The organism is Sorangium sp. So ce321 (genome assembly GCF_051530195.1).
In the GTDB taxonomy this organism is placed as follows: Bacteria; Myxococcota_A; Polyangia; order Polyangiales; family Polyangiaceae; genus Sorangium.
This window is the reverse complement of record NZ_CP150329.1, coordinates 7471661-7498354: the sequence shown is the minus strand read 5'-3', so window position 1 is coordinate 7498354 and position 26694 is coordinate 7471661. Positions and strand designations below refer to the sequence as shown.

The 26694-nt window shown below is 72.5% G+C and carries 19 protein-coding genes; 8 read left to right on the top strand and 11 right to left on the bottom strand.

Annotated elements, in window-relative coordinates:
• The first annotated feature begins 116 nt into the window (after positions 1–116).
• The 3 genes from WME89_RS27550 to WME89_RS27540 are packed head-to-tail and all read left to right on the top strand — an operon-like array spanning position 117 to position 4947.
• The gene (locus tag WME89_RS27550) at positions 117–2207 is read left to right on the top strand and encodes a mechanosensitive ion channel family protein (RefSeq protein ID WP_438002689.1); all 2091 of its coding nucleotides are present in this window, start codon (positions 117–119) and stop codon (positions 2205–2207) included.
• Positions 2204–3514, top strand: a complete 1311-nt coding sequence (locus WME89_RS27545; RefSeq protein ID WP_438002688.1) for a cation:proton antiporter — start codon at positions 2204–2206, stop codon at positions 3512–3514. Before WME89_RS27550 ends, WME89_RS27545 begins: the two co-directional genes overlap by 4 nt.
• Positions 3511–4947, top strand: coding sequence for a cation:proton antiporter (locus tag WME89_RS27540; protein ID WP_438002687.1), 1437 nt, complete (start codon positions 3511–3513; stop codon positions 4945–4947). Before WME89_RS27545 ends, WME89_RS27540 begins: the two co-directional genes overlap by 4 nt.
• Before the next feature lie 205 nt (positions 4948–5152).
• Here WME89_RS27540 and WME89_RS27535 read toward each other — a convergent pair whose 3' ends face one another.
• Positions 5153–5830 (bottom strand): Uma2 family endonuclease, encoded by a 678-nt coding sequence (locus WME89_RS27535; protein WP_438002686.1) that lies wholly within the window; start codon positions 5828–5830, stop codon positions 5153–5155.
• Between the two features lie 240 nt (positions 5831–6070).
• Positions 6071–6715, bottom strand: coding sequence for a hypothetical protein (locus WME89_RS27530; protein ID WP_438002685.1), 645 nt, complete (start codon positions 6713–6715; stop codon positions 6071–6073).
• 583 nt (positions 6716–7298) lie between these two features.
• Between WME89_RS27530 and WME89_RS27525 the strand changes: the two genes are divergently transcribed.
• The 3 genes from WME89_RS27525 to WME89_RS27515 are packed head-to-tail and all read left to right on the top strand — an operon-like array spanning position 7299 to position 8781.
• Positions 7299–7478, top strand: a complete 180-nt coding sequence (locus WME89_RS27525) for a hypothetical protein (RefSeq protein ID WP_438002684.1) — start codon at positions 7299–7301, stop codon at positions 7476–7478.
• A complete protein-coding gene (locus tag WME89_RS27520; protein ID WP_438002683.1) occupies positions 7475–8026 on the top strand; it encodes an RNA polymerase sigma factor in 552 nt (183 codons plus the stop codon). The genes WME89_RS27525 and WME89_RS27520 overlap by 4 nt, the downstream gene beginning before the upstream one ends.
• Complete coding sequence (locus WME89_RS27515) at positions 8023–8781, top strand: hypothetical protein (protein WP_438002682.1); 759 nt, start codon at positions 8023–8025, stop codon at positions 8779–8781. The genes WME89_RS27520 and WME89_RS27515 overlap by 4 nt, the downstream gene beginning before the upstream one ends.
• Positions 8782–9445: 664 nt before the next feature.
• Here the strand turns inward: WME89_RS27515 and WME89_RS27510 are convergent.
• Positions 9446–10597: an OB-fold protein gene (locus WME89_RS27510; RefSeq protein WP_438002681.1), complete on the bottom strand. Its 1152-nt coding sequence runs from the start codon at positions 10595–10597 to the stop codon at positions 9446–9448.
• A 54-nt stretch (positions 10598–10651) separates the two neighbouring features.
• Between WME89_RS27510 and WME89_RS27505 the strand changes: the two genes are divergently transcribed.
• Positions 10652–10897 (top strand): helix-turn-helix domain-containing protein, encoded by a 246-nt coding sequence (locus WME89_RS27505; RefSeq protein WP_438002680.1) that lies wholly within the window; start codon positions 10652–10654, stop codon positions 10895–10897.
• 304 nt (positions 10898–11201) lie between these two features.
• Positions 11202–12371: an IS1 family transposase gene (locus tag WME89_RS27500; protein ID WP_438002679.1), complete on the top strand. Its 1170-nt coding sequence runs from the start codon at positions 11202–11204 to the stop codon at positions 12369–12371.
• Positions 12372–12402: 31 nt separating this feature from the next.
• Here WME89_RS27500 and WME89_RS27495 read toward each other — a convergent pair whose 3' ends face one another.
• From WME89_RS27495 to WME89_RS27460, 8 genes are all read right to left on the bottom strand, one after another.
• Positions 12403–12792 carry a hypothetical protein gene (locus WME89_RS27495; protein ID WP_438002678.1) on the bottom strand — a complete coding sequence of 130 codons (390 nt, stop codon included), beginning with the start codon at positions 12790–12792 and terminating at the stop codon, positions 12403–12405.
• Positions 12793–13327: 535 nt separating this feature from the next.
• Positions 13328–13459, bottom strand: coding sequence for a hypothetical protein (locus tag WME89_RS27490; protein ID WP_438002677.1), 132 nt, complete (start codon positions 13457–13459; stop codon positions 13328–13330).
• A 72-nt stretch (positions 13460–13531) separates the two neighbouring features.
• The gene (gene mltG / locus WME89_RS27485) at positions 13532–14803 is read right to left on the bottom strand and encodes an endolytic transglycosylase MltG (protein WP_438002676.1); all 1272 of its coding nucleotides are present in this window, start codon (positions 14801–14803) and stop codon (positions 13532–13534) included.
• A 134-nt stretch (positions 14804–14937) separates the two neighbouring features.
• Positions 14938–16500 (bottom strand): vWA domain-containing protein, encoded by a 1563-nt coding sequence (locus tag WME89_RS27480; RefSeq protein WP_438002675.1) that lies wholly within the window; start codon positions 16498–16500, stop codon positions 14938–14940.
• Between the two features lie 58 nt (positions 16501–16558).
• Complete coding sequence (locus WME89_RS27475; RefSeq protein WP_438002674.1) at positions 16559–19012, bottom strand: NAD(P)-binding domain-containing protein; 2454 nt, start codon at positions 19010–19012, stop codon at positions 16559–16561.
• Positions 18996–20714 (bottom strand): DUF4215 domain-containing protein, encoded by a 1719-nt coding sequence (locus WME89_RS27470; protein ID WP_438002673.1) that lies wholly within the window; start codon positions 20712–20714, stop codon positions 18996–18998. Before WME89_RS27470 ends, WME89_RS27475 begins: the two co-directional genes overlap by 17 nt.
• On the bottom strand, positions 20711–23656 hold the full coding sequence (locus tag WME89_RS27465; protein WP_438002672.1) for a vWA domain-containing protein: 2946 nt from the start codon (positions 23654–23656) through the stop codon (positions 20711–20713). Before WME89_RS27465 ends, WME89_RS27470 begins: the two co-directional genes overlap by 4 nt.
• Before the next feature lie 277 nt (positions 23657–23933).
• Positions 23934–26312: a cyclic nucleotide-binding domain-containing protein gene (locus tag WME89_RS27460; RefSeq protein WP_438002671.1), complete on the bottom strand. Its 2379-nt coding sequence runs from the start codon at positions 26310–26312 to the stop codon at positions 23934–23936.
• Positions 26313–26694: the final 382 nt, after the last annotated feature.

Sequence of the window (26694 nt, the reverse complement as noted above, 5' to 3'; positions counted from 1 at the left end):
CGGGCAGCGCCTCGATCGCGCCGAGGCCAACCGTCGCGCGGCTCGGGCGCTCTCTGGCCGGCGATCTGGCTCCCCATCGCTTGACCGGCGCCCTGCGTCCGGTCGACAGTGCCGGCGTGCAGCGGCTATTCCCCGCGCTTCTGGTCGCGCTCGCCGGCGTCATGTCGCCCGGCGGGCCTGCGATCGCCGAGCCGGCGCAGGGCGCGCCCGCGGGATCGCCGCGCGCTTCCGCGCCGCCGCTCGTCGCGCCGCCCCCCGCGCGCGGCGCTCCCGCGCAGCCGCCTGCCGCGCAGGTCGTCCCGCGCTCCGCGCAGGCCGCGCCCGCCGCGTCGTCCGCGCCCGCCGCGTCGTCCACGCAGGCAGCGCCCGCCAGGCCGTCCACACAAGCCGCGCCCGCGCCGCTGTCGTCCACGGCCGCGCAGGCCGCGCCGCTGTCGTCCACGGCCGCGCAGGCCGCCCCTGCGCCGCTGTCGTCCACGGCCGCGGAGGCCGCCCCTGCGCAGGCAGCGCCCGCGCCGCCGTCTGCGCACGTCGCGGAGCCGCCCGTGCAGCCCGCGGCCGAGGCACCTCCGCCCGTGGGGCCTCCGCTCGTGCAGGTCGCGCCGTCGCCCACGCCGGTCGCGTCGGCGCCGGCGCGGGTCGTCCTCGCGCCCGCGCAGGCCGAGCCTGCGCCCGCTCCGCCGGCCCCGGCTGCTGACCAGGGCGAGCCGCGCGCTCCCGATGCTCAGCCGCCGCCTCCGCTGGCCGAGCAGCCCGAGGCGCGCGTCGAGCTGCTCGGCCGGACGGTCTTCGCCGTCCGCGTGCACCGGGGCAACCTCTCCCCCCCGGAGCGCGCCCGCGAGGCCGCGAAGGTGCTGGAGCGCGCCGCCCAGGAGAAGAAGATCCCCGAGGTCCGCATCGACGAGCAGGCCGGCGTGGCGGTCATCTACGTCGGCGAGAGCCCGCTCATCCACCTCGGTCCCGAGGACGCCGCCGCGGCGGGCGCCGCGACCGTCACGGTCCACGCCGCCGCGATCGCCGCCACGGTGCGCGACGTCCTCGCCAAGGAGCAGAGCCGGAGCCGCATCGCGACGAGCGTCTTCTCGTTCTCGCTGCTCGTCTTCTCGGGGCTCATCGCGCTGCTCCTGCTCCGCAAGGTCGGCGAGCTCGTCGCGCGCGCGCGCGGCTGGGTCACCGAGCATCCGGAGCGGCTCCCGGCCCTCCGCGTCCGCGGCATCGAGATGCTCCGGCCCGCCGCTTCCCAGGGCGCGCTCTCGGTCGCGCTCGGCGCCGCCGGCGTCCTCGTCCGGGTGGGCATCGCCTATATCTGGATCCTCTTCGCGCTCTCCCTGTTCGCCTCCACGCGCGACTACAGCGAGAAGCTCACCGGCATCGTGCTCGCGCCGATGTCGGAGCTCATGGGGCGCATCGCGCGGAGCGTCCCGGTGCTCCTGCTCGCGATCGTCGCCACGCTCGCGGTCCTCGTCCTCATCCGCTTCGTGGGGCTGTTCTTCGGGAGCGTCAGCCGGGGCGAGACGTCGCTCGGGTGGCTCCCTTCCGACCTCGCGGTCGTCACCGGGGTCCTCGTCCGGTTTGGCATCCTCGTGGCCGCGCTGCTGCTCGCGGCGCCGCTCATCACCGGCACCGACGAGGGGGCGCTCACGCGGGTCGGCTTCGTGGTGCTCACGGCGGCCGGGCTCGCCAGCACGCCGCTCGTCGCCTCGGCGGCCGTCGGCCTCTCGGTCATCTACGGCCGGCGCCTGCGCATCGGCGACATCGCCGACGTGGGGGGCCGGTCCGGGCGCGTCCGCGAGCTGACGCTGATCGAGGCGCGCCTCGAGGACGAGGACGGGTGCGTCGTGCGCGTGCCGCACCTGCTCAGCCTGTTCCACCCGACGCGCATCCGCGGCCGGCCCCCGCTCGTGGCGGTCGAGATCAGCGTCGACCCCGCCGCCGACCTCGAGCGGGTGCGGGAGCTCCTGCTCAGGACGGGCTCGGGCCTCGGCAGCCGCGCGCGCGCCGCGCTCGTCGCGATCGACGAGGGGGGCGCGCACTTCCGCGCCACGATGGCCTGCGACGGCGACGACGTGCGCAGCCGCTGGCTCACCGCCGTGGCGCAGGCGCTCGTCGCCGCCGGCATCCCGCTCGGGCGCGCGCCGGCGTCGCCGCCGACCGAGCGCGCGCGGCGCGGCGCGGCGACGCCTGTGGATCGGGGCGCCGCCTCGTGAACGCCGTCTGGCTTTTGATGGGGCTGCTCGTGCTGTCGTACCTCGGCAGCTCGCTCGTCAGCGGCCGCGTGTTCCGGGGCATCGGCCTCCCCTCCGGCGCCGAGTACGTGGTGCTCGGCTTCGTGCTCGGGCCCTCGGCGCTCGGGCTGCTCGAGCCCTCCTCGCTCGCCGCGTTCGAGCCCATCGCGGGGGTCGCGCTCGGCTGGCTCGCGCTGGTCGTCGGCCTCGACTTCGGCTTCGTCGGCAACCGCCGCGTCCGCCCGTCCCGCATGGCGCTCAGCGTGCTGATGAGCGTCGCGACCGGCTGCGCCGTGGCGGCCGCGGTCTGGCTCGCGGCGGAGCGCGCCGTGCCGTCGCTCGACCGGGGCGAGCGGGCGCTGCTCGCGGCGGGCATGGGCGCCGTGTCCGCCGAGACGACGCGGCACGCCGTGCTCTGGGTCACGCAGCGCTACGGCGCGAGCGGCAAGCTCTCGGACCTCGTCGCCGACATCGCCGACTGCGACGACCTCGGCCCGCTGCTCATGATGGGCGCCGCCTTCGCGCTCGCCCCGCAGGCGACGGCCCACTGGCCGATCCCGTTCTGGGGCTGGACGATCGTGACGGCGCTCATCGGCGTGGTGCTCGGGCTCATCGCGGTCGTGCTCCTCGGCAGCGATTTCCGCCTGATCCAGAGCTGGGGCGTGCTCCTCGGCACCTCGCTGCTGACGATCGGCACGAGCGCCCGGGTCGGCCTGTCGCCGCTCCTCGCGACGTTCGCGATGGGCGTGACCATCGCCGCCGTGTCGAGGCACCGCGAGGAGATCGTCGCCATGGTCGCGCCGACCGAGCGGCCGGTGATCCTGCCGGCGCTGCTGCTCGCCGGCGCGCACGTGAGCCCGAAGGCGGCGCCGTTCCTGCCGTGGATCGTGGCGATCGCGCTCGTGGCGCGCGTGGCCGGCAAGCTCGCGACCGGCCTCGTCCTCCGCGTCGCGTCGCCCGACGCGCGCGAGACCTCGCCCTGGCTCGGCGCGGGGCTGCTCTCGTCCGGCGCGGTGGCCATGAGCGTCGGCCTCGCCTTCGCGCTGCGCTTCCCGGGCCCGGTCGGGCACACCGTCCTCTTCACCGCGGCCGCGGCGGCGGTGTTCGGCGAGTTCGTCGGGCCGCAGGCGCTGCGCGCCACGCTCCGCAAGGCCGGCGAGCTCGCCGCGCCCGAGCGCGAGTCGCTCTTCTTCGGCCGCGCGCTGGCCCGCGCCTCGCGCGACGCCACGCCGATCGAGGGCGACAGCCCGCCCTCGCCCGCGGCAGGGCGGGGGGAGGTGCCGCCGTGAGCACCGCCGCGCTCCCCGAAGCCGCGCCCGCTGCGCCCGCCGCCTCCGCCGCGCCGGACGGCGCGCCCGCTGTCCGCCACCACGGGTCTGCGCCCAAGGGGCCGCTGAACCACCTCACGCACGCGGTCGCGCTGGTGATCCTGTTCGGGGTGCTCTACGCGACGACGCGCTCGGTCCCGAACGATCACGGGCCCGCGGGCACCATCGCCTCGATCGGCTTCCTCCTGCTCGCGGGGACGCTCGCGAGCGAGCTGGTCGAGCCGCTCCGCCTGCCGCACCTCTCGGGCTACATCCTCGCGGGCATCATCGCCGGGCCGCACGTCCTCGAGCTCGTCGATCACCACGCCGTCGAGGAGATCTCGCGGGTCAACGCGCTGGCGCTGGCGCTCATCGCGCTCGCCGGCGGCGCCGAGCTCCGGATCGACATCGTGAAGAAGAGCCTGAAGAGCCTCCTCTTGCACAACCTCATCCAGACGGTGCTCGTCTTCGTGGTGATGACAAGCGTCTTCTACGCGGCGCGCTCGCTCGTCCCGTTCGCGGCCGACCTCTCGACCACCGCGGCGTTCGGCGTGGCCATCCTCTGGGGAGTCATCGCGGTCACCCGCAGCCCCTCGGCGGTGCTGGGCATCCTCTCCCAGACGCGCGCGACCGGGCCCGTCGCGCTGAACACGCTCGCGTTCGTGATGACGTCGGACATCATCGTCATCGTCGTGACGGCGATCGCGCTCTCCACGGTGCGGCCGCTCATCGAGCCGGGCACGACGATGTCGATGCACGAGATCGAGCTCCTCGGCCGCGAGATCCTCGGGAGCATCTCGATCGGCACGACGCTCGGCCTCGCCCTCGCGGCCTACATGCGGCTCATCGGTCGGCAGCTCATCCTCGTGTTCGTGGCGCTCGGCTTCGGCGCCACCGAGGTGCTGCGCTACCTCCGCTTCGACGCTTTGCTCGTCTTCGTGGTCGCCGGGTTCGTCGTGGCGAACCTCTCGAAGCAGGGCGAGAAGCTGGTGCACGCCGTCGAGGACGCCGCGAGCGTGGTGTTCGTGCTCTTCTTCGCGACCGCCGGCGCGCACCTCGACCTGCCGCTGCTCCGGATGATGTGGCCGGTCGCGCTGCTCTTCGGCGCGTCGCGGGCCCTCGTGACCTGGGTCGCGAGCCGCATCGGCAATCGCCTCGCCGACGACCCGCCGGTGCTGCGGAAGTATGCCTGGTGCGGCCTCATCTCGCAGGCGGGCCTCACCCTCGGCATCAGCCTGACCATCGAGCGCGCGTTCCCGACCCTCGGCGCCGGCTTCCGCGCGCTCGTCGTCGGCTGCGTCGCGCTGAACGAGGTGTTCGGCCCGATCCTCTTCAAGTACGCGCTCGACCGCTCCGGCGAGACCGCGGTCGAGGCCTCGCGCGGCTCGCTGCCGAACATCGGCCACCACGGGTGAGCTGCGGCCTGCTCACGGCGAGCGCCGAGGTTTACGGCCCGGCGGCTACGCTGTGGGTGTCGACGCCGCCGCGCCTGGCGCGACGGCGCCTGCAGCGAGGACGACGGCCGGCCGGCGGCGGCGCGGGGGGAAGGGTGAGCCGGCGCCCGCGCGGCGATCGCCTGGAGGCGCGCGTATAGCGCGGCGAGGCAGCGGGGCGTGGCCGTCAGGCGTCGTCCTTCTCCGCCTCGCCCGCCTCGCCCGCCTCGCCCGCCTCGCCCGCCTCGCCCGCCTCGCCCGCCTCGCCCGCCTCGCCCGCCTCGTTTTCGTCCCCGAACAGCTCGCTGACGTCGAGCTCGATCGCCTCGAACGGCTCGGCGCGCATGCGGTCGCCGCGCCCGGCGGCGGCCGCGAGGAGGTAGCCGCCCTCGGTCCAGCGCAGGACCGTCAGCGTCTCGTGAAGCGGGTCGAGGATCCAGTAGTGTGGCACCTGACAGCGGTGGTAGGTGCGGAGCTTCTTCACGGTGTCGTTGCTCGCGTTACTCGGCGAGAGGACCTCGCAGACCCAGTCCGGGCGCGCGCGGACCGGGAACTCCGTGGGCGGCGATGCGAGGCGCTCGCGCCGCCAGCCGGTGATGTCCGGGCGGTAGACCTGATCCGGCTCCAGCTCGATCTCGACCTCGGTCACGAACCACCATCCGCCCGGCCCGCGTCGCCCCGGGGGTCGGTCGTAGGGGTCGCTGACGCGCGTGGTCATTCGCGCTTGAGTGCGTCCATGAGACCAGCTCGGCATCGCCTTTGGGACGAGCTCGCCGTCGATGACCTCATGGAACCGCTCGGCTTCCGGGATCGCGAGGAGATCGGCCGCGGTAGCGTGCCGCCGCGGGCGTGCCGGGAGGGTCATACAGGCGATGGTGCGCCGCCCGCAGGGCGCGCGCAACGCCGCGTGACGAGCCCGCGTCCGGGCCCCCGAGCTATCGCGACGGGCACCTTGGTTTCCTGTTCGGCCCGATCCTCTCCAATACGCGCGCCCGCTCCGGCGAGACGGCCTTCGAGAATACGCGCGCCCGCTCCGGCGAGACGGCCTTCGAGGCCTCTCGGCTTGCTGCCGAACATCGGCCACCACGGATGAGCTGCGGCCTGCTCACGGGGTGAACCGGAGCGAGTAGCTCACCACGGTGGGACCTCGCCGTGGCTTCTGGAAGTCGATCTGCTCGAAGACGCCGACCACGCACTTCGTGAACGCCTCGCCCTTGAGCGCCGTCCGGGGCTTGCGCACCTCGGCCTTGCCGCCGTCCTTCTCGATCCGCAGGTCGATCCCGAAGTCGCCGCCCTTCGTCGGGTCCTCTGCGAGCGCGAAGCAGCGTCGGAACTCGTCGAAGTGGGGCGCGACCGATCGCTTGATCGGCTCCTTCGTGTAGTCGTCGTGCGGGCCGCCGCCGATGTGCATGCCGATGTTCGCGACCTTCACCTTGGGCAGCGGTCCGGCGTCGGCCGGGGCCGCGCTGGGCACCGTCGGCTCGGCCGCGGCGCTCGCCGTGGGAGCAGCGCTCGCGGCGGGCGCGGCGGAGGCCGTAGGAGAGGGGCTGGCGGCGCTCGCGGAAGCGGCGGCCGTGGGCGCATCGGGCGCTGGCGGCGCGGCGCTCGCGGGCGCGCTCGGGATCGCCTCCGCTTGCGGCGCGGCGCTGCGCTCCGTCGGGGGGGTGGCACGGGACGAGCAACCTGCCGCCGCGGCGGCGAAGGCGAGGGGAGCAGAGAGCGCGAGGAGGAGCGGAGCGGGGCGGCGCATGATGGCGCGCGAATCTACTGCGCCTCGCGTCGATGCAGGAAGCGCGGACGGCGCGACCAGGGCACGCGGGCAGGAGCAAGCTGAGCGCGAGCGCGTCCGCGGCTGCGCGGAGCTTCCACCTCCGCCGCGTCCTGATCGGGTGTTGGGGGTTGGGCGACGGACTCGGTGGCGTGCAGGAGGGCTTCTCTCCGGCACAGGGGGGCCGCTGCGGCTTGCGGGTCCGCCTCTGTGGCGCGCATGAAGGCTTCCGTCGCCGGCACGAAGGCTTCGGTGGTGCGGTCATCTGACCGAAACTGCGGTCATTTGACCCGGAATCTCCGGTGAGCGGTTAGGTTTCGGCCGAAGTAGTGCAGCCCGCGGCGTGTGCAAGACGCCCGGGCTGCGTGGCCGAACCCCGACCGAACCGGAGCCCGACATGCTGACCGTAGTCCCGCCCCCGTCCGGGGGACAAGGCGGAGGTGCGCCCAAGCGCCGCCGCTGGTCGCCCGCCCTTTCTCTTTCGACCGAAGAACACCGTGCTCTCGCGGCCACGCTTCGATCCCTGCGCTCGGCGCTGGGCTCGTGGAAAGCCGTCTCCGCCGCCATGGGCGGCATCTCAATCGACACGCTCTCCGGGGTGGCGAGCGACCGATTCCCCGGCTCCGCGGCGCTGATCCTGCGCGCCGCGCGGGCGGCCAGGACCACCGTCGAGGCCATCCTGGCGCCCGGCCCTCGCTCCGCCGAGAGGTGCCCGCACTGCGGCGCGCGCCGGGGTAGCCCATGAGCCGGCGGGGCCGGTTCGTTGGCCCCGCTCGCGTCCTGACCATCGCCGAGCTGACCGCGCAGACGCCCTACCTCCGCGGCGTGCTGCAGGGCCTCGGTGTGCGTGCCGTCGATCTCGACGACGTGGTCCAGGACGTCATGCTCGGGGCGTGGACGAGCTCGCAGGCGGGGCGCTACTGCCCGGACCCATCGCGCGACCCTGATCTTGCGCTGAAGCGCTGGCTGTTCGGCGTCGCGTTCAACACCGCGAGCCACTACCGCGAGCGCGCCTTCCGGCGCTACGAGGTGCCGGTCGCCGATCCGTGGCCCGCCGGGAGCGAGGAGCGCGTGGACGCCGGGCAACTCGGCGAACGCATCGACGCGGCCGAGGCGCTCATGGTGATCGCCGCGATGCCGCTCTGGGCCCGCGAAGTGCTCGTCCTCGCAGCGCTGGGCCACGGGCAGACCAAGCTCGCCGAGCTGCTCAACATCCCGCTCGGCACGGCAGGCAGTCGGCTCAGGATCGCGCGGAAGCGCTTCGCGGCGAAGCTCAAGCGAGGTGGCCGATGATGACGGACGGACGCAACACGAGCGGGCGCTCGGTGCTCGTCATCGACCTCGAGACGGTGGTTGATCCCTCGCTTCCACCACCGCCGAAGACGCAGAAGGGCGACGGCGATGTCTTCCCGCCGATCCCCTGCCATCAGGTGGTCGTGATGGGTGCCGCGCTGCTCGACATGCACTACCGGCTCCGCCGCATCTGGATCGTCGGCGAGGGGAAGGGCGAGCGCGACATGCTCCTCGCGCTCATCAACTTCCTGAACGAGCGACTCACGAAGCGGGATGCCCTGACGATCGTGGGCTTCAACTCGCGGGGCTTCGACATGCCGGTGATCGTCGCGCGGTGCCTGCGCCACGGCATCGCGTTCCCCTGGTACTACGCGCGGCGAGAGGTCCGGTACCGCTACAGCACCGAGGGGCACTTCGACGTGATGGACTTCCTGACGGACTTCGGCGCGTCCCGGGCCTACTCGCTCGACCTCGCGGCGAAGCTCATCGGTATGCCGGGGAAGGCTGGCTGCGACGGCGCAGACGTCGCGACGATGGTCGCCGCCGGGCAGATCGAGCAGGTGCGCGCCTACTGCTTGGGCGACGTCGCCCAGACCGCGGGGCTCTACCTGCGGACCCAGCTCCTTCGCGGGGAGCTCGCTCCGGCTGCGTACGTCGCGGCCATGGAGGTGCTGCTCGCTGCGCTGGAGCGCGAACCGCGCCTCGCGCCGCTGCTCCCTCGGATCGACCGGAAGCAGTTGCTGCTCGCATCGTAGTCAAGCGGCGCCTGACGAGGCTGCGTAGCAACCACCTAAAGACGCCTTTACATCCATGCTACGATAGGGCATCATGCCCCACGCGGCTGCCATTGCGTGGCGGATGGGGGTTGTGGTACTCCTCTCACCGAGCCCAATAGTGGACTCAACGGAGAACCGCATGACGTAACCCGCAGCCGCCGAGTGACGGCATGCAGAAAGAAACGCCCGGGGGTGAGAGCCCGGGCGTTTCCTCTGCTGCATTGCTGGTCGCTTGGTTTCTAAGCCCTGGGAGACCGCGAACCCTTCGCGACATGTATCGGCACGCTTGGAACCTTATCAGTTCTGAGGATCGTGTCAAGGGGGTGTTTTGTTCTCTTCGGGCAAGGTTCTTGGGTGACCGCTTGCGGCCTCAACGGAGGCCTCATGCCCAGTGAAGACGAAAATGAAAACCAGAACCCAATCCCTAAGAAGCAGACTCCTAAACCGCACCCGCTCCTGAAGCTGACAGGCGGGAACCCGCCGGTTCACCGTTCGGAGGACGGTCCGACCCAGCCGTGGGAGCAGCTTCTTCTGCCCGGGTTATTCACATGGGGTTTCGGACCGCCTGCGGACCCTGCCATGCGCCCCGTCTGGCGGCCCAAGCGTTATCGTCGGCGCTAGCCGTCTGCCTCTATGCTCGGAGCTACGGCACGATCTCTGCATTCCGGCAGATGACGTTCCCGAGCGTCAGGCCATCAACGCGGCCGCGGATCGTGACCTTGCTGCCCTTCGAAAGCGCGGACGCCGCCTTGGCGCTCTGGTCGCCGATGTAGAACCAAGCCGTGGTCATATCGAGCGCTCTGCCACTCCCCACCCGCACGATGATGTGGTCGAGAAAGTCCTTCTCGATCCCCACCGCAACGCCGGTCGTTTGGATGACCTTGCCCTTGAACTGCTCGTCGGCGCGCACCTCGTTGTCCTTGTACTCAGCGAGCAGCTTCTGGATCGGCACACGGACGATCTTCGCCTCGGCGCGCAGCGCTTCCAGTCGTGCTTGCTCGGCCGGCTGAAGCGTGTCGAGCCGTGCGAGCCATTCAAGCGCCGCGGCTTCATCCGAGAGGTAGGGCCGGTCGAGGACCTCCGGGCGCGACCACGACACGGGCCCGCCCTTTCGCGCTGCCAGTAGCTCACGGATGTAGGCCGGCTGATCGCGATGCACCCAGGCCGCGAGCGCCGCGTAGTCGTGCGGGACCTGCCCTTTCGAGTAGGGGTTCCAGACGCCGAGCCGGGGCTCCCCCTTCACTGCATCCAGGTGAGCCTTCAGCTGCGTGGAAAAGTCGTCGGGGTATCTGCCGATGCGGACGTGGATCAAGAAGAGCTGGACGGCCGCGTCTTCGATCTCCTTCTTCGTCTTGAGCGCGGTCATCACGAGGCCGTAGAAGCCTCCGGCTGACAGGGTCTGCGACACGGCAGAGAGCAGGAGCGTGCGCTCAGCGCTGCGAGCCGGATCCCAGACCGTCACGTAGACCCTGTTCGCTGCGAGCTTCGCCTCGAGCGCGGGGACCTCCGAGGCCAGCCGCGCCTCGCTCGGTGCGGGCTCCGGCGGCAGCTCGGGCGCGCGTGGCCGGGGCGGCTCGGCCTTCACGGTGGGATTGACCGGAGCCGAAGCTGGCGGCAGCGCAGCAGGGGGGAGCGCGGAGGACGCCGCCCGGCGGTCCTTTCCTCGAAGTAGGCCGGAAAGAACGGCGATCACGAGGAATCCGCCGACGATGTAGAGCCAGATGGGTCGCTTGCGATGAGGTGCGCGGCCGTGGCCGTGCGGATGCGGCCCGGCGCCCTGGTCCTGGGTGCTCATGATCCGCACCCTACTCCGCTATAGCGGACTCCGCGATAGCGGAGCGCTCGTAGCGTGCTCGCCGCGTGGGCGGCCGTGGACGAGCCTGACGAGCTTCACCAGCGGGTTACGGGCCGCATCCGCGAGATCGCCGCCGAGCGGAAGATCCCCGTCACGCACCTGCCGGACCGGGCCGCGGTGTCGCGCGCCCACTTCTGGGACGTCCTTGCCGGAAAGAAGTCGCCGACCCTGCAGTGGCTCGGCCGCATCGCCGAGGCGCTCGGCGTCGACGCCGCGGAGTTCTTCGTCAGGAAACAGTAACGCGGCCGGGCTCAGCCGATGCCGTCAGGCACCGGGATGACCACCGCGGGCACGCTCGTGCTCGCCAGATGTCAAGCGGCTCGGGCCCGAAAAGCACCACGGTGGCTGTGACAAGGCATGTCATAGCTACAGCGGTCCCAGCCTCGAAATCAGGAGAGTGAGACTTAATCTGGAGCCACTCAGCAAAGCGCCCTGTCGTCGACTGGTCCTCGACGACAGGGCTGCGAAACGCCAGGTGGTGGCCCACCAAGCGCCCATCGCAGAGCGCACTATGGGTCCGCGCCTGGAGAAAGGCAAGTGGTCCGTGGCGAACATGCTCCCCCGCGAGCGGCAGCTTGCCGTGCTCGCGGCCCTGATCGATGGCAACAGCGAACGTGCCACCGAGCGCATGACCGGTGTTCAACAGAAGACGATTGGCCGATTCGCGCTGCGCATCGGCAAGGCTGCACAGAGTCTACACAACACCATGGCTCACGACCTATCGTGTTCACTCATAGAGAGCGACGAGGTCTGGAGCTTCATAAAAAAGAAGCAAGCGCGCGTCACGCCCGAGGAGAATGCGGCCGGTCTCGGCGAAGCGTACACCTTCACCGCGCTGGCGATGCCGAGCCGATACGTTGTGACGTGGTACGTCGGAAAGCGCGATGAAGTGAGCGCCAACGCGTTCATCGCTGACCTGCGCTCACGGCTCGTCGTCATGCCGTCGCTCACCTCCGACGGCTTCACCGCCTACCCAGGGTCCATCGGCAGCAGCTTCGGCCCGGGTGTCGACTTCGCGCAGGTGATAAAACACTTCACGCGGAACGGCCATCGCGACGACGATCATCGCTATGAGCCCCCTCGCAACCCATTTCTCACCAAGCGCGTGGTGTTCGGTGCTCCGAACATCGACGCCGCGACGACCGCTCACGTCGAGCGCAACAACGGCACGATGCGGCATCACATCGGGCGGATGCGCCGACTCTGTTACGCCTTCTCCAAGGACGTCGACCGTCACAAGGCAGCTGTCGCGCTCGGATACGTGCACTACAACTTATGCCACGTGTTGAAGACGACGCGCGTCACACCCGCGATGGGGGCTGGCGTGACGAACCACATCTGGGAGCTGGCGGAGCTGCTCGAAGCGCTGCTCTCCGTGCCTGAGATGTCGGCGCCGAGCGCGAAGCCGCTCGCGCCGCGGAAGCCCGAGGGCACCGCCCGCGAGTTGCCACGCGGACGCGGATGGCTTCGCGTCGTGGGCGGTGCTGGTGGGCCCGCGGCACCTTCGCCCGCGACCCCACCCGCTGCCCCTCCGGCGGCTGTCATGGCCCCAGCGGCGCCGGCACTGGCAAGATCACCAGTGCCTGCCGCCGTCGTACCGCCACCCGAGCCTGCCGCCGAAATGGCGGGACAGCTGGACCTGTTCGCCTGGAAGCCGCGGCATCAGAGGCCGGTGCAGCTTAGCCTTTTCGGTGACGACTGCCCCCGCGAGTGATGTTTACTAACATCGCGCTGACGCGCTTGTGCTAGCTGGAATTCGCGGCCTGGGTTCCGGACTCTTGGGATGCACCGAACGCCTCTTCGATCTCCTCCTCGACAACCTCCTTGCCTGCAGAGGATCGATCGGCAACGAGCGGAAGCAGATCGTTGAAGTCTTCGACGCGGAAAAGGTGCAAGCGTTTTATGTACTTGTTAGAGTCCGTAAGAGCTCGTAATTCCTGGCAAGCTTTGAAAGCATTCGTTAGCGTATTATCCGCAGCGCTCGTATAGAGGCTGAATTGCTTAAAAAGTTCGAATTGGTTTTGTTTCAGGCATGTACGTACTTTCTGATAAAACATGACAACCTGACCCCTGGTCATGCCGTCCCGCTTCATTCTCTTTACGTCCAGATCGTATGCGATTGCCCACTGCGCCATGTTGCACCTCGTTGAAGGGGCGGCCTTGTAGCACGAGAAGCGACGAGGGCAAGAGCGCTGCGCACGACTGCCTTCGCTGCGAGGCGCATAAAGGAATTCCATGAGATCGCGTGAGTCCGCTCACGCCTGCTCTGTTCTGCTACGCGCCTGCCCTGGTTAGGGCATCACCCAGGGGTGTCCGATCTGCCGTGAGACGAAGGCAGTCGAGCTCGAGGCACAAACTGCGGTCCGTTGCAAGCGGGTGCGGTAAGTACCGCACCACCAAGGCTTCCGATACCGGAAGGAAAGCTTCCGTCGCCCGGCGGAAGGCTTCCGACGCGCGCCCGGAGCTTCCGTTGCGGGACGGAGCGCGAACTTGCCGGGGAATTCGTCCTCGGGTGCGCGCCGGACGACGCTGGGATGGGAACGGCGCCGCTAAGTACGCGAAATTTCGTGCTCCGGAGCACGCCGGAGGGCTTCGTTTCCGCGACGGAAGCTTCCGGCGCGCGTCGGAAGGTCTCGGCCACGCGCCGGAGGCCGCAACTGGTGTGCTGGGCTACTCCAGAGCGGTCGCGCTGGTCTGATCGACCGGCCCGGCGGATGCGGCGGGCGCGGCGGGCGTGGCGGCGGCCTTACGCCGGGGCACCTTGCGGTTCGCGAGGCCGAGGCGGATCAGGTAGCCCTCCATGACGAGGAGAGCGTCTCGCGCTGGGCGCGCCCGGCGTGGCGCTGAGCTCGATGCGAGCGCACCGCGCCTCGCCTACGGCGCTGTCGCGTCCCGCCGCTTCCGCACCGCATCGTTGTGATCGTCCAGGCTCTCGCTGAACCGGTGGCGACCGCCACCTGCCGCCACGAAATAGAGGTACTTCGTCGCCGCGGGCGCGAGCACGGCCGCGATCGACGGCGCCCCCGGGTTCGCGATCGGCCCCGGCGGCAGCCCGGGGTGCGCATAGGTGCTGTAGCGGTTGCTCGGATCCCGCACCACGGCCGGCGTCGGCTTGCCGCCCCACTCGGCGCACGACGGCGCCTCCTCGGGCCAGGCGACGCAGCCGTAGAGCGCCGTCGCGTCGGACTGCAGCCGCCGCGAGCGGAACGTCGGATCGAGCAGCCGGTTCAGGAAGACGCTCGCGATGAGCGGCCGCTCCTCCTCGACGACCGCCTCCTTTTCCACGATGGAGGCGAGCGTGAGCACCTCGCGGCGCCCCCACCCGAGCGTCGCCTGGAGCGCGGCGAGCCCGTCCTTGCCCTGCGCCGCGAGGGTGCTCCAGCGCCGGTCGGCCTCGGCGACGAGGCGCTTCGCGACGTCGCGCGCGTCCGAGTCCAGCGGGAAGTCGTACGTCGCCGGGAAGAGGTACCCCTCGGCGCTCTCCGCGCCCACGGCGCCGCCGCGCTCGATGCCGACCGCGTCGAGGAACGCGCCGTCGGCGGTCGCGGCCAGGAACGTCTTCCTGCCGGCGACGCGCAGCTTCTCCAGCCGGGTCGCGATGTCGAAGCGGCTGAAGCCCTCGGGGATCGTGATCCGCGCGGTCGGCCGCCCCTCCGCGCGCGTGAGCAGCTGCCGCAGCTCCCGCGGCGTCGCGCCCTCGAAGAGCAGGTGCGGGCCCGGCACGAACGCCTCGGTGCCGCCCGTCGCGCGCAGGTAGAGCGCCATGGCGCGCTCGCTCTCCACGAGCCCCTCGGCCGCGAGCAGCGCCGCCGCGTCGTCCGTGTCGAGCCCGTCCGGCCAGTTGATCTCCACCACGCGCCCGCGGTCCGGGGTCCTCATGCGCCCGTAGCCGACCACCAGCGCGACGAGCGCCGCGGCCGCCGCCGCGAGCGCGCCCGCGAGCCCGAGGAGGAGCGCCCGCCCGCGCTTCAGGCGGGCCTGGGCGGGGCGCCGCGACGTCGGCGCGCGCTGCCCGCCGCCGCGGGCGCGCCGCGCCGGGGTCGTCTTCCGGGTCGACGACGGGGGCTCGCGCGGGGGCGATCCCTGCCCGCCGTCGCCACCCGTCCGGCGGTTTCCCGGCCGGCTCGCCCTCGGTCGAACGCCCACCGCCGGGAGTCAAAACCCGAAAGCCCTACCCGTGTCAACGCCCCGCGCTCGCCCTGCGCCGCGCGCCGCGGCCAGCGCCGTGCGCGCCGCGGCCCCTGCCGTGCCTGCCGTGCGCGCCGCGGCCCGCGCGCGTGTCAGCGGGCCAGATCGAACGCGTCCACCTCGTTGCGGCGGACCGCGGCCTTGCCCTCGCGGGACTGCGCCGGAGCCGCCGGCCGCGGCGGCGCCTGCGCGAAGCCGCCCGGCTTCGCGGGGCCGGCGGACGTCGGCGGCGTGGCGAACGCCGGCGGCGCGGCGAACTCCGAGTCGGCCCGCTCCAGCGCGGCGAGCTGGCTCTCGAAGTCGAACGCCACGTCCTTCGCGCGGCTCGCCGGGGCGGCGCGCTTCGCCTTGTCGGCGGCGCTCCGCAGCGACCGCTGCTGCGCGTCGAGCTTGCTGCGCGCCTCGTCGAGGCGCCCCTGCTCGAACAGGAAGTTCGCCTGCTTCAGCGTCGCCGCCGTCTCGCTGCGCTGCAAGCGGCCCGCGACGAGCACGTCGAGCTCGCTCGCGTCGGCGTCCCTCTCCGCGAGCGCGACGCCGAGCTTGCCCTGGCAGCGGGCGTCGGTCCCCGCGACGAGGTCGCGGTACGCGAGGCCAACGTCGGCGACCGGGGAGGCGCCGTCCCGGCCGGCGCCGAGGCCGTCGAGCCGCACCTTGAGCAGCACCGTCTTCACCTCCCCCGGCGCGAATGCGCCGAGCGGCACGACGACCTGCCCGCCGGCCCGCCGGAACGCGCGATCGAAGACCCGATCGAGCTCCACGCCCGGCGCGAGGTCGATCGCGAGCTCCGCGCCGCTCGCCACGGACGCGGTGAGCTGCTCCGCCTCCGCCTCGAAGATGCGCGCGAGCGCGGCGTCGTTCTCGACGAAGTAGTGCCGGCCGTTCGAGTCGAGCGCGATCGCCGACAGGATCTTCTCGTTGTAGTCGACGTCGACCCCGATGGTCGTGATGCTCACCCCGCGATCGCGCGCCCGCTGCGCCATCGCGCGGAAGCCCGGGACGTCGCGGACCCCGTGGTTGGCGTCGCCGTCGCTGAGGACGACCATCCGGCTCACCCCGCCGTTCGCCTGGCCGAGCTGCACGAGGCCCTCCTCGATGCCGCAGGAGATGCATGTGTCGCCGCCGAGCGAGATGCCGCGGATGCCCTCGAGGATGAGGCCGCGCGTGCGGGGCGCGACGGTCGTGGGCGGCACGACCACGCTCGTCCTCGTGTCGAAGGTGACCACCGACACGACGTCGCCGTCGTTGAGGCGGCTCACCGCGGTCGTCGCCGCCTGGACGGCGTTGGCGAGGCGGGTGCCCTTCATCGAGCCGGAGCGATCGATGACCAGCGAGAGGTTCGCCTGCGCCCGCGCCTTTGCGGGCGCCCCGTCGCCGCGGACCTCGAACATCAGGAACGTCTCGCGCGCCGCGCGCGTGAGGCGGGCGTGACCGACGCGCCCCTCCAGCATCAGCCTGGAGCCGGTGGTGAAGCGGCTCGGGTCGACCGCCGCCACGGCGCCGCCCGCCACCTCCGGGACGACGCGGGGCGGCTCGGCGACCACCTCGCTGACCGGCTCCGCGGAGCCCCGGCTCCCGGACGGCGTCAGCGAGTACACGGAGATGCTCGTGAGCATCATGCCGAGGGCGGAGAACAGGGCGACATGGGTCGGCTTCATGGCTCCTCCAGAGAACGGCCTGGGCCCCTCGATCTTACGCGCGCGCCTCGCGACGAGCTCACGCCGCGGGGCCCGCGGGCGTGGTCCCTTGTACGTCGTCGGGCCTCGATCGATCTGACGGCTCCGCGATCGGCCGCACGCCGGCGGCGCGGAGGGCGCCCCAGGGCGGGATGCTCCCGATCAGGACGAGCACGGCGTCGCAGGGGTGCGCCTGCGTCCCCGGCGGCGAGGCGAGGGTCGCCACGAGCGCGCCGCCAGGCTCGCTGGCGAGGGCGGCCACGTCGGTCTCGAACCGGAGCGAGAGGCGAGACGCGGCTGCAAGCCTGCGCATCTCCTCGATATTTCGCGTCTTGCCGCGGCGGAACCCGCTGCCCCGGTAGACGACGGTGACCGCGGTGGCCGGCTGGCGGGACAGCGCGATGGCCGCCTCCATGGCGACGTCGCCCATCCCGACGATCAGCACCCGGCTGCCGGCGAGGCTCCTGGCGTCGGCGAGGTGGTAGTACACGCGGCCCTCCACCTCGGCGGACAGGTCGAACGGAAGCCGGCGCGGCGAGCCGCGCTGGCCGAGGGCGAGCAGCACGCGCCGCGCCCGGCGCTCGGCGCGCGGCCCGCCCTCGCGCGGCTCGGTGACGACCACGAAGCCGGCCGCGGCCTCCGCGGCGGCGCTCGCGCCGGCGCCGGTCGGAGCCTGCCTGCCTGCGCGCGCGGCCGTGTCGCCCGCGCGCGCGATGGATACCATCCGGGTATCCTGCAGGATGGGGAGCCGCTCCTTGCGCACGATGCGGAGCCAGTGGGAGAGGAGCTCTTCCTTGGTCGACTCCTTCAGCCACAGCTTCCCGGTCACGGGCAGGTCGAGCGGCTGATCGAAGACCAGCTTGCCGCGCGGGAAGCTCTGGATGCTCTGCGCCACGCTGCCCTGCTCGATCACCTCGAACGAGAGGCCGAGCTCCTTGGCGCGGAGCGCGGCGCTGATCCCGGCGGGGCCTGCCCCCACGATGATCAGGTCGAGCTGCTCGCCTCCCGCGGCGCTCGCGCCGGCCTGCCGCAGCTCCTCCGCGATGCGCGTCGCCGCGTGGGCGCCCTGGTGGATGGCGTTCTTGATGAGCGGGAGCCCGGTGATGTCGCCGGCCAGGTACAGGCCCGGCACGTCGAGGCTCCCGAGGTCGTCGTCGAGGCGCGGCCGATCGGCGATCGGCGCGCCGCCCTCGATGGTGAGCGACCCGTTGGGGCAGCGCTGCTCGCACAGCGTGAGGCCGCAGCACGCCTCGGGGCGGGCCACGACGGCGACGTACCGCTCGACGGCGAGCACGTCGTAGGGGCACGCGTCGACGCACGCGTAGCAGCCGAGGCAGGTGGTCGTGTCGATCCGGGGCAGGCGCACGCGCGCCGCGGGGCGCAGCATCGCCTCGGCCGGCTCCAGATCGCGCGCCGAGCGCCGCGCGCGCCGCTCGCGCAGGGCGTGGCCGCCGCGGGCGACGGCGAACGCCGCCGCGGCGGCGGCGAGGCCCGCGCCCATCCAGAGCAGCGCGCGCGCTGCGTGCGCGTTCCCGCCCGCGGCGCCGGCCGCGCCCGTCACGACCGGCAGCGCCGCGGCGGCGTCGCGCGCCGCGTCCCACGCGAGCGCGCGGTCCTCGGTGTGCTGGCCGCTGCAGACGTCGCCGCGCGCGCCGCCGAGGCCCGCTGCGGCGGCCTCGGGGAGGGCAGGGCGGTGCTCGTCGAAGCATGTCACCGGGCGCGCATCGCCGAGCGACGCCTGCGCCGCGACGAGGCAGCGCGCGATCGGATCGCGCGGCGCGCCGAGGTCGTGGCACGGCTTGCAGCTCCCGGCGGCGACGATCGCGACCGTGGCCGGCTGGCTCGGGCGGAAGGCCGTCCTCGGGAGCTCCACCTCGACGCCCGGCGCGAACCGCACCGGCGGCCCCGCGGGGTCGAAGACGACGCCCTGGTCGGCGCCATGGATGGGGTGGCACGTGGCGCAGCGCAGCGCGCCGCTCGCGAGCAGCTCCCCGTGGCTCCTGCGGGTCGAGCCGTGGCCGCCGTGGCACCCCGTGCAGGCCTGGTCTACCGAGCGCGCGGCCGTCCGGTCCTCCCGCGCCGCGGCGGGCTGCGGTGCTGCCGAGAGCCCGCGCGCCGCGGCGGGCGCCTGCTCCGCGTGGCACGACGCGCACGCGAGCCCCGCGCGCGCGTGGGGCAGCGACAGCGGCCCCGGCGACGCGTGTCCGCCCGGCGGCGGGGCGAGCAGCGCCGCCGCGCCGGTCGCGACGGCGCCCGCCAGCGTCGCCGGCAGCACGCCGCGGAAGCGGGTCACGTCGGACGTCGACTCGGCGCGGCGCGCGGCGCGCCCCCGGACGACCTCCCGCGGCTGGGCGGCGCGCTGGCGCGGATCGGAGAGATCGGCGCGGTAGAGCGTCCTCGATGTGTCGGGAGAGCGCGCCTCTTCCCCCGCGGCGCCGCCGGCCGGCGCCTTCGTACGGCTCCTCCCGCCGGTCGGGCTAGAGGAGCGTGACATTCAGTCGATAGAAGAAGGTCGCGTTGGGAACGATGTCTGCGGCCCTGACCCTCACGTGATAGGTGCCCTCGGCCAGGTCGGTGGCCGACGCGGAGGAGCAGTAGCCCGCGCCCGAGTCGTCGTCCGACGCGAGCACGGTGGCCCCGTCGTCGCCCAGGATCTCGACATAGCTGTCGAGCCGCCCGTTCATGCACGCCTCGGTGCCGTTGTCGCTGACGGTCGCGATCAGGGTCGAGCTCGGCCCGGGCACGCTCACGGTGACCACGTCGACGTCGCCCGCCGGAGAGATCTCCGCGAGCCACGGGGCGGCATGGGCTTCGGCCTGCGCCGGCGTGCCGTTGGGCTCCGTCTCGTCGAGCTCGAAGCGGCAGGCAGCGCTGCACCCGTCGCCGGACGTCGTGTTGCCATCATCGCACTGCTCGCCGTCGGTCGCGACCCCGTCTCCGCAGACCTCCGGGACGAGCGTCACGTCGAGCCGGTAGGGCGCCCGCTGCTCGGGGCCGACGTTCGCCGCGACGCGGACGTAGTAGTCGCCCGCGGCGAGCGCCGGCGCGACGGCGCGGGCGCAGTCGCCGACCCCTCCGAAGTCGCGCTGCACGAGCACTGCGCCGCTCTCGTCCAGGATGTCGATCATGGTGTCGAGCCGGCCATTGAGGCAATCGGAGCTCGTGACGTCGGCGGTCTCCGCGATGAGCGCCGTGGGGCCGCTCGGCACCGAGACGCGCACGACGTCCACGTCGTCCCACGGATCGATCGAGGCGAAGAACGGCGCCGCGTGGGTGTTGGCCGAGGCGATGTCGTCGTTCGGCTCGACCTCGGTCGCCTGGAGCCGGCAGTCGTCGCTGCACCCGTCGTCCGGCTGACCGAGCAGGTTGTCGCACTCCTCGGCCGGATCCTGGATGCGGTCGCCGCAGACGGTCTCGCGGCTCCTCACGGCGAGCTCGAACGCGCCCGTCTGACCCTCGTTCGCGCCCGTGACGACCACGTAGAACGCGTCGCCCTCGCGGACGGGGACGGTGAGCCGGCTCTCGATGCCGGCGCCGGCGCTGACGCCGCCGCACCCGCGCTCCGTCGCGGCGTCGTCGCAGGCGCCGCGAAGCACGGCCACGAGCCCGGCGTCGGTCGCCGGGGTCAGCACCACGTCGAGGAACCCGGTGGTGGTCGCGGTGAACGTGTAGGCGACGCCTGGGGCCCCCGCCGTGCACCCGCCCTCGACGGCGGCGTGACCGCTGATGTCGCCGGTGACGGTCGCGGGATCCGGCAGGGCCACCGGCGCGGCGCACATGTCCGCGCACGCCGCCTCGCACTCCGGATCGCCGCAGTCGGCGCTGCCGTCGCCGTCGTTGTCGCGGCCGTCCTGGCACGCTTCGACGCCCGTGCAGCCCGACGTATCGGCGGCGCAGTCGGGGCTGCACCGGAGCTCGCCGCTGTCGAAGCCGAAGCTCTGGCACGTGGCGTTCCGGAGATCGGGGCCGTCACACGCCTCGTCCAGCTCGACGACGCCGTTCCCGCAGGCACCGGGCGCAGCGCCGCCGCCGCCCTCGTCGCCGCCCCCGCCGCCCCCACCGTCGCCGCCCCCGCCGCCGGCGGCCCCCGTCCCGCCGGAGGCGGTTTGAGGCCTCCGCCGGTCGTCGTCTCCGCCGCACGCCGCGGCGATCGCGGCGGCCGAGAGCAGGGCAATCGCCGTGATACCGCGGCTCACTCGGAATCCGGACATGAGTACGTGATCTCCCAGTCGTGCACCTGAACACCGCCTCCGCCCGTGCTCGTCGGATTGAGCCTCATCCGGACTTCGAGGTACTCGGTCCGAGCTTCCGGGAGCTCTTCGAGCACGTCGAACAGATCGATCGCGCACGGCGGCGTCGAGGTCTCATCGCAGATCCGCGTGTCGGTCGGCGCCGCTTGCGCGGTGGCGGCGAGCCGCACCGTCGCCGTGCCGAGATCAGCGGGGTCGTCGGCCGCTCGCACGAAGAACTCGACGCTCGAGTCGCCGGGCGTCGCCGTCCTGTACCTGAGATACCCCCACTGGGTCTTGGCCCCCGGCGGGCAGACGCCCTGGTAGCGCTCCCAGCTCGTCGTCATGGGCGTGAGGCTCGTCGTCACGCACGGGACGGTCGCCCGTACCTTCCCCCCCGGGTTCTCGCGGAGGTCGGAGCACGTCTGCGGGCAGAGCTTGACGCTGGTGTGCGTCGCGTCGGCGAAGTACCAGCCCTGGCCGCAGCTGGCCAGCGCGGCCCGAGGCGTGAGGACGGTCTCGGCGCCGGCGTTGTTCACGTGGACGACGGACACCGACGAGGGATCCGCGACGCCGGCGAGGGGGACCGTCACGTCGCAGGGGAGCGCCTCTCCGCGGATCGAGACGAGCGCGTCGAGGAGGCTGCCTTGCAACGTCGCGCCCGCGGTGAGGTTGTAGGCCTGTCCGCCGCCTCGATCGGCGATGAGGTTGATGATCTCTGCGTTCGAGCTGCCGAAGCCCACCGCGTGCACGCGGACGCCGTGGTTCTCGAAGGCGTTGCGCGCCAGGTTCGCGATGTGGTTCGGGACCGTGTCGCAGTGCGATGGGATGCCGTCGGTCACGAACACGACGGCGACCTCCTCCTCGGGGTGGGCGTTCTTGTAGTTGATCGCCCAGGTCGTGGCGCCGTCCAGCGCCGGGTACATCGGCGTATCACCGAAGGGCTGCGCGACGCTGTTGATCGCGTTGACGAGCGCGTTCTCTTGCTGATCGAACGGCGCGGGGTCTTCAGTCAGCCTCCGGGCCGGGGTGCCGTCGAACGGGACGATCGGCAGGGCGCAGCCGCCACCGCCGGCGGGCGGGCAGCTGGGGTTGTCGTTGCACGGGCCGGGGTTGTCGTGCGGCCAGAACCGGAACGCGATGCCGAGCCCTGCCGACGCCGGATCGGCGAAGAATGTCTTGAGGGCTTCGGTGGCCGGGTCCCATCGAGCGGCGCGCACGGAGACGCCCGTCGAGGTCTCCCACATCGAGGTGGACCGATCGAGCGCGACGAACAGGGTGACCGGCCTGACCATCGAGACGCTGGCCGTGGCGATGCAGCCCGGCGACTCGCACATGGCCGACTGATCGTAGATGCTCCCGTTGTTGGCGCACGCGTTAGGGCACTCGGCGACCTGCCCCGGGCCCGGTGGGTTGACGATGAGCTCCATGCCGTCGGCGAGGCCCGTGCAGCCGGCCACGCTGATGCACTCGCCCGGCGCGATCGGCTGCGTGGTCGTGCAGGCGAGGGTGCCGCCGCTCGGGCTGCAGGAGTCCAGGACCTTGCTCGGGGCCGAGGAGGGGAGCTGGCCCGCGCCCGCGGGATAGCGGTGGATGGCGATGCCCGCGGGCGCCGGCGTGTTGCCGCGGTTGCAGACCGGGATCGTCCCGCCGCAAGCCACGCCGACGGTGAGATCCACGCCGCTGCACTCCGGGTTCGTCTGGTTCGGCAGGTACGCCTTGCAGAGGCCCCGCTGCTCGTCTGGATCGGTGCTGCAGGTGGCGCCGCACAGCTCCTCGACCAGATCGACGCACGTCGCGTCCCACATCTGGCTCGGTGGGGCGCACGACTTGCCAAGGCACCGGGTCCCGACGAGGTTGACGCAGGTTGAGCTCCAGGTTCCCGTGCACCTGCTGTTCAGAAGGACAGAGTCCGGGGGGCATACGCCGCCGGGCGGGGTGCAACGCCGCGGGGTGCCGGGCGGCACGATAGGGCAGCTGCTGCCCGTCCCGAAGATGGTCGCGCACTGCGCACCCGACGTGCACGTGACGTCGCAGCAGCGCGGGTTGGTGGCGCAGATGTTGGCGATACACGCGTCGCCGCAGGTCGCGGTCATGTGGGTCGCGGCGCCGGGGGCGGCCTCGCAGGCGTCATGCCCGCAGTCGGCCGGTATGGTCGTCTGGGTGCAGCAGCTCGGCCGAGCGTCGCAGACCTTCGCGACGCAGCCGCTGCAACTCGACAAGAGCGAGAGGCCGGTCGTGCACGGCTCGTGGGCGCACGCGCCCCGCGCGGGGTGCTCGCAGTACTGGTCGAACTGGCAATCCTCACTGGTCGTGCAGGGCTGGTGCGTGCCCTGCCGCGCGACGGGCTCGGGCAGCTCGTTGATATCGCCGACCGACCACGTGTACGTGATGCCGGTGCCCGAGAGGTCGATGGGGCCCCCGTCCGGCGTCTCCTCGAACGACTGGCACGTCGGGTCGCACGGGTTGGTCTCGCACAGGCCCCCGTCGGAAGCCTCGGAGTTGGCGAGCGGGCGATACCCGCTCTCGCCGCTCCCCCGCGGCGCCGCCCCGAACGGAGAGCGCCGCATCGTCATCGACCCTTCGCAGCTCCCGTAACGCCCGTCCTCGCAGCGCCGGACGCCGTCCAGGCACGTCAGCACGCCTTCGTGCTCACCGACGGTGACGTGACACTCCACCTCTTCGCCGTCGACGCACGGGTCGCCCGGGCCGGGGCCCGTCCCCGCGTCGGGCCTGCTCGTCCCGTCGTCCTGCGGGCCTTGAAGGCCGTTGTCGTCTCCGCTGCACGCTCCGGCGATCACCGCCGACGCCGTGAGCAGCGTGACGAGCAGCAGCGCTCTCGGCGCCCACGCCTCGGCGGAGCCTGATCGGGAGAGCGCTCCCATCCACTTGGTCGAGGGACCAGCCATCGGCTTCTCTACCTTCCACTGGGGTGCTGATGAGAAAATTGTACCCGGGCGCAGAAGGCAAAGTCCAGGCCTCTCGCCGGCGCGCCCACGGTTGTGAGAAACGCGGTCGCAGCGCACGTGTGCGGTCCTCCCACGCGCGCGGCGCCGCGCGCCGCGCGGCGTGCGAGGCACAAAGAAATGCCGTGCCTCGCAACGATTTCATAGCAAGTCCGGCGCGCCGCCGGCGTTCCATGGCGCACTGCGGCTGCGGTCGTGTGGGGCGGCGTACGCGTGGCCATCAAGGCAAGCTCACCGCCGTGATGGCGTGAAGCGCGAGCAGCGCGGCGGCGATACCGAAAGTGATGATGTGCGCCGGCAGCCCTCCGCGGAGCGCGAGGAGGAGCGCGCGCTGGGCGGGGAGCGCGCGCACCTCCACGGCGAGGCGGATGAGCTCGGCCAGGCCGGCGAGGCGCTCCGCGCCGCGCCCGTCGAGGACGGCGTCGATGCGGGCGCGGAGCGCGCGCTCCTCCTCGCGCAGGCCGCGCCCCGACGCGAGGAGCGCGAGCGGGCCGAGGGGACTCTGGACATAGGGCACAAGGATCTTCTCGACGATCTTCTTCACCAGGTCGCTGCGCCCGCTCACCCCGCGGTAGAAGCGGTCGAGGAGCTCGCGGCGGGCGGCGGCGAAGTCCTCGGGCAGCGCCGCGGTGCGCTCGATCCGGGCGAGCCGCCGCGGCGCGAGCCGGTAGGCGACCGCCGTGAACGCGCCGGCCGCCGCGGTCGCCCAGAAGACCAGGTGCAGCGCCGCGCCGAGCGTCGGGCGGCCGGACCGCGGCCACGGCGCGTGCGCGAGCGCGAGTCCGGCCGTGACGAGGCCGATCGCGAGGTGCCCGGACAGGTGCGGCCGCAGCCGGCTCCTCACGGGCGCGCCCTCGCCGCGCTCCTCGGCCGCGGCGTCGCCGCGCTCTTTCGCCGCGGCGCCACGCCGCCTGGGCCGCATCCACACCCATCGCCCGGCGCGCTTCGGGACCGCGTAAAGCAGGAGCAGCGCGACGCCCACAGCGGCGGCGACGCCCGCCGACCAGGCGGCGCCCTCGCCGGGCCGCGCGTCGCCGCGCGCGTGCGCCGCGAGCCCCGCCGCCGCGAGCCCCGCCGCCGCGAGCGCGCTCCCGGCGAGCAGCGCCGCGTCGCTCCGCGCCGCGCCGGCGCGCTCCTGCTCGCGCCGCGCTCCGCCGAGCAGATCGCGCACGTCGGCGATCTCCTCCGCCGGGTTGACGCGGAAGATCGAGCCCGTGGGGCACGCCTTCACGCACGCCGGCCCGTCGTGATCGCGGCAGAGATCGCACTTCACGGCGACGTCCGGGAACTCCGCGCCGACCGGGCGCGGCGCGCCGGCGGGCCGCGGCGCCATGGCGATGTTCTCCCAGGGGCACGCCTTGGCGCAGGCGCCGCAGCCCGTGCAGAGCGCGTCCCGGATGAACACCTCGCCTCCGGTGTCCTTGCCGATGGCGCCGGTGGGACACTCGATCATGCACGCGGGGCTCTCGCAGTGCTGACACGAGTTCGGCAGGAGCAGGCTCCGCGGCGCCTCCTGCTGCGCGGCCTGCGGCGCGTCGTCGACCCGCGCGTGCACCTTGTCTCCGCGGCGCACGAGCCGCGAGACCCCGTGCACATCGGCGCACGACCACGCGCAGTGCCCGCAACGGGCGCACGTCTCCAGGTCGATGACCAGGAGCGACCGCGCGACCTGCAGGCGATAGAGGTCCCTGAAGACGTGCGCTGTGTGATTGCGCGCCTGGCCGGCGACGATCGCCTCCTGGACGGCGCGCTGCTCGCCGGTGATGCGCCGGAGTCGGGGGATCAGATCAGGGTGCTTCCGCGCCAGGGCGGCGAACGTCTTCGCGGGCACGGACAGGAGCGCCGCGGCGCCGCTCGCCACCGCGCTCGCCGTCCGACACCGTGCCTCGCCCAGCTCGACGTCTCCGAAGAAATCACCTCGGGTGAGGTACGCGCGCACATGAATTCGATCTCCATCCTCGGTCTGGATCTGCACCATCCCTTCGGCGATGAGCCACAGCTCCGCCGCCGGATCGCCAGCGCGATAGACGGCCTGACCGCGCTCGAAGCGCCGATGACCCACTGCGTCAAGGAGGATCTCGATGTCTTCCGGGTCGAGATCGCGCGTGAAGGCGAGGGTGCCGAGGAGGTCGCGCGTCGCGCTCCTCCGCAGCGCGCGCTCGAGCTTCTCGGCGATCTCGGCCTTTCCGGAGCGCCCGGCGGCGCGGCGGAACAGGTGGACGGGGATCTCGGCGAGCACGCACTCGGCGAGCGCGACTGCGGTGGTCCTGCGCGACATCCCCACGACCGCCTCCTCGCCGAGGACATCGCCTACAGCGGCGGTGCGCACCTCGGTTTCCCGATCATCACCGCGGCGTGTCGCGCGCAGGGCGACGCGGCCGGACGCCACGACGAAGAAGGCGTCGCCGGCGTCGCCGGCGCGGTAGGCGACCTCGTCCGGCGCCAGCGCGCGGAGCCTCCCCGCCTCGGCGATCTCGCGCCGTGCACGCTCGTCGAGCCCTCGCAGCAGCGGCGCGTCGAACACCCCCGGCGGCCATGCGCGGGGGCGGTCCGATCCCGCGACACGCGCGTCGCCGCGCGTGTGGTCCGATGAGGGCATCAGCGCGGCTCCCCGCCGCCGAGCGCGGAGGACCGCGCCGACAGCTCCCGTCCCACGCCGCGGTCGAGGCGCGATCCGCGCCGCGGGCCGAGGTCAGCAGGAGCGGCAGGAGGAGGCCGTGTCATGGCGCCGGACACCGTCGCTTCATACCATCGCGCATCAGATATCTTGTGGGACGACATGGTCTTACGTCATGTTCGACGCTGAATGAAGAAGCGTGGAAAAATGGACGAACGTCCCGAAAAAGCCTTGACACCCAAGCCGATTATAGGGAATATCCATCCTGCTAGACTCGGCATCTTCGGCGCCAGGGTTCGTTTGGTGGTTCGACATGAAATGACTAGCATCTGTTCCAGAGTGCACATGCAATGTCATTCGAAAT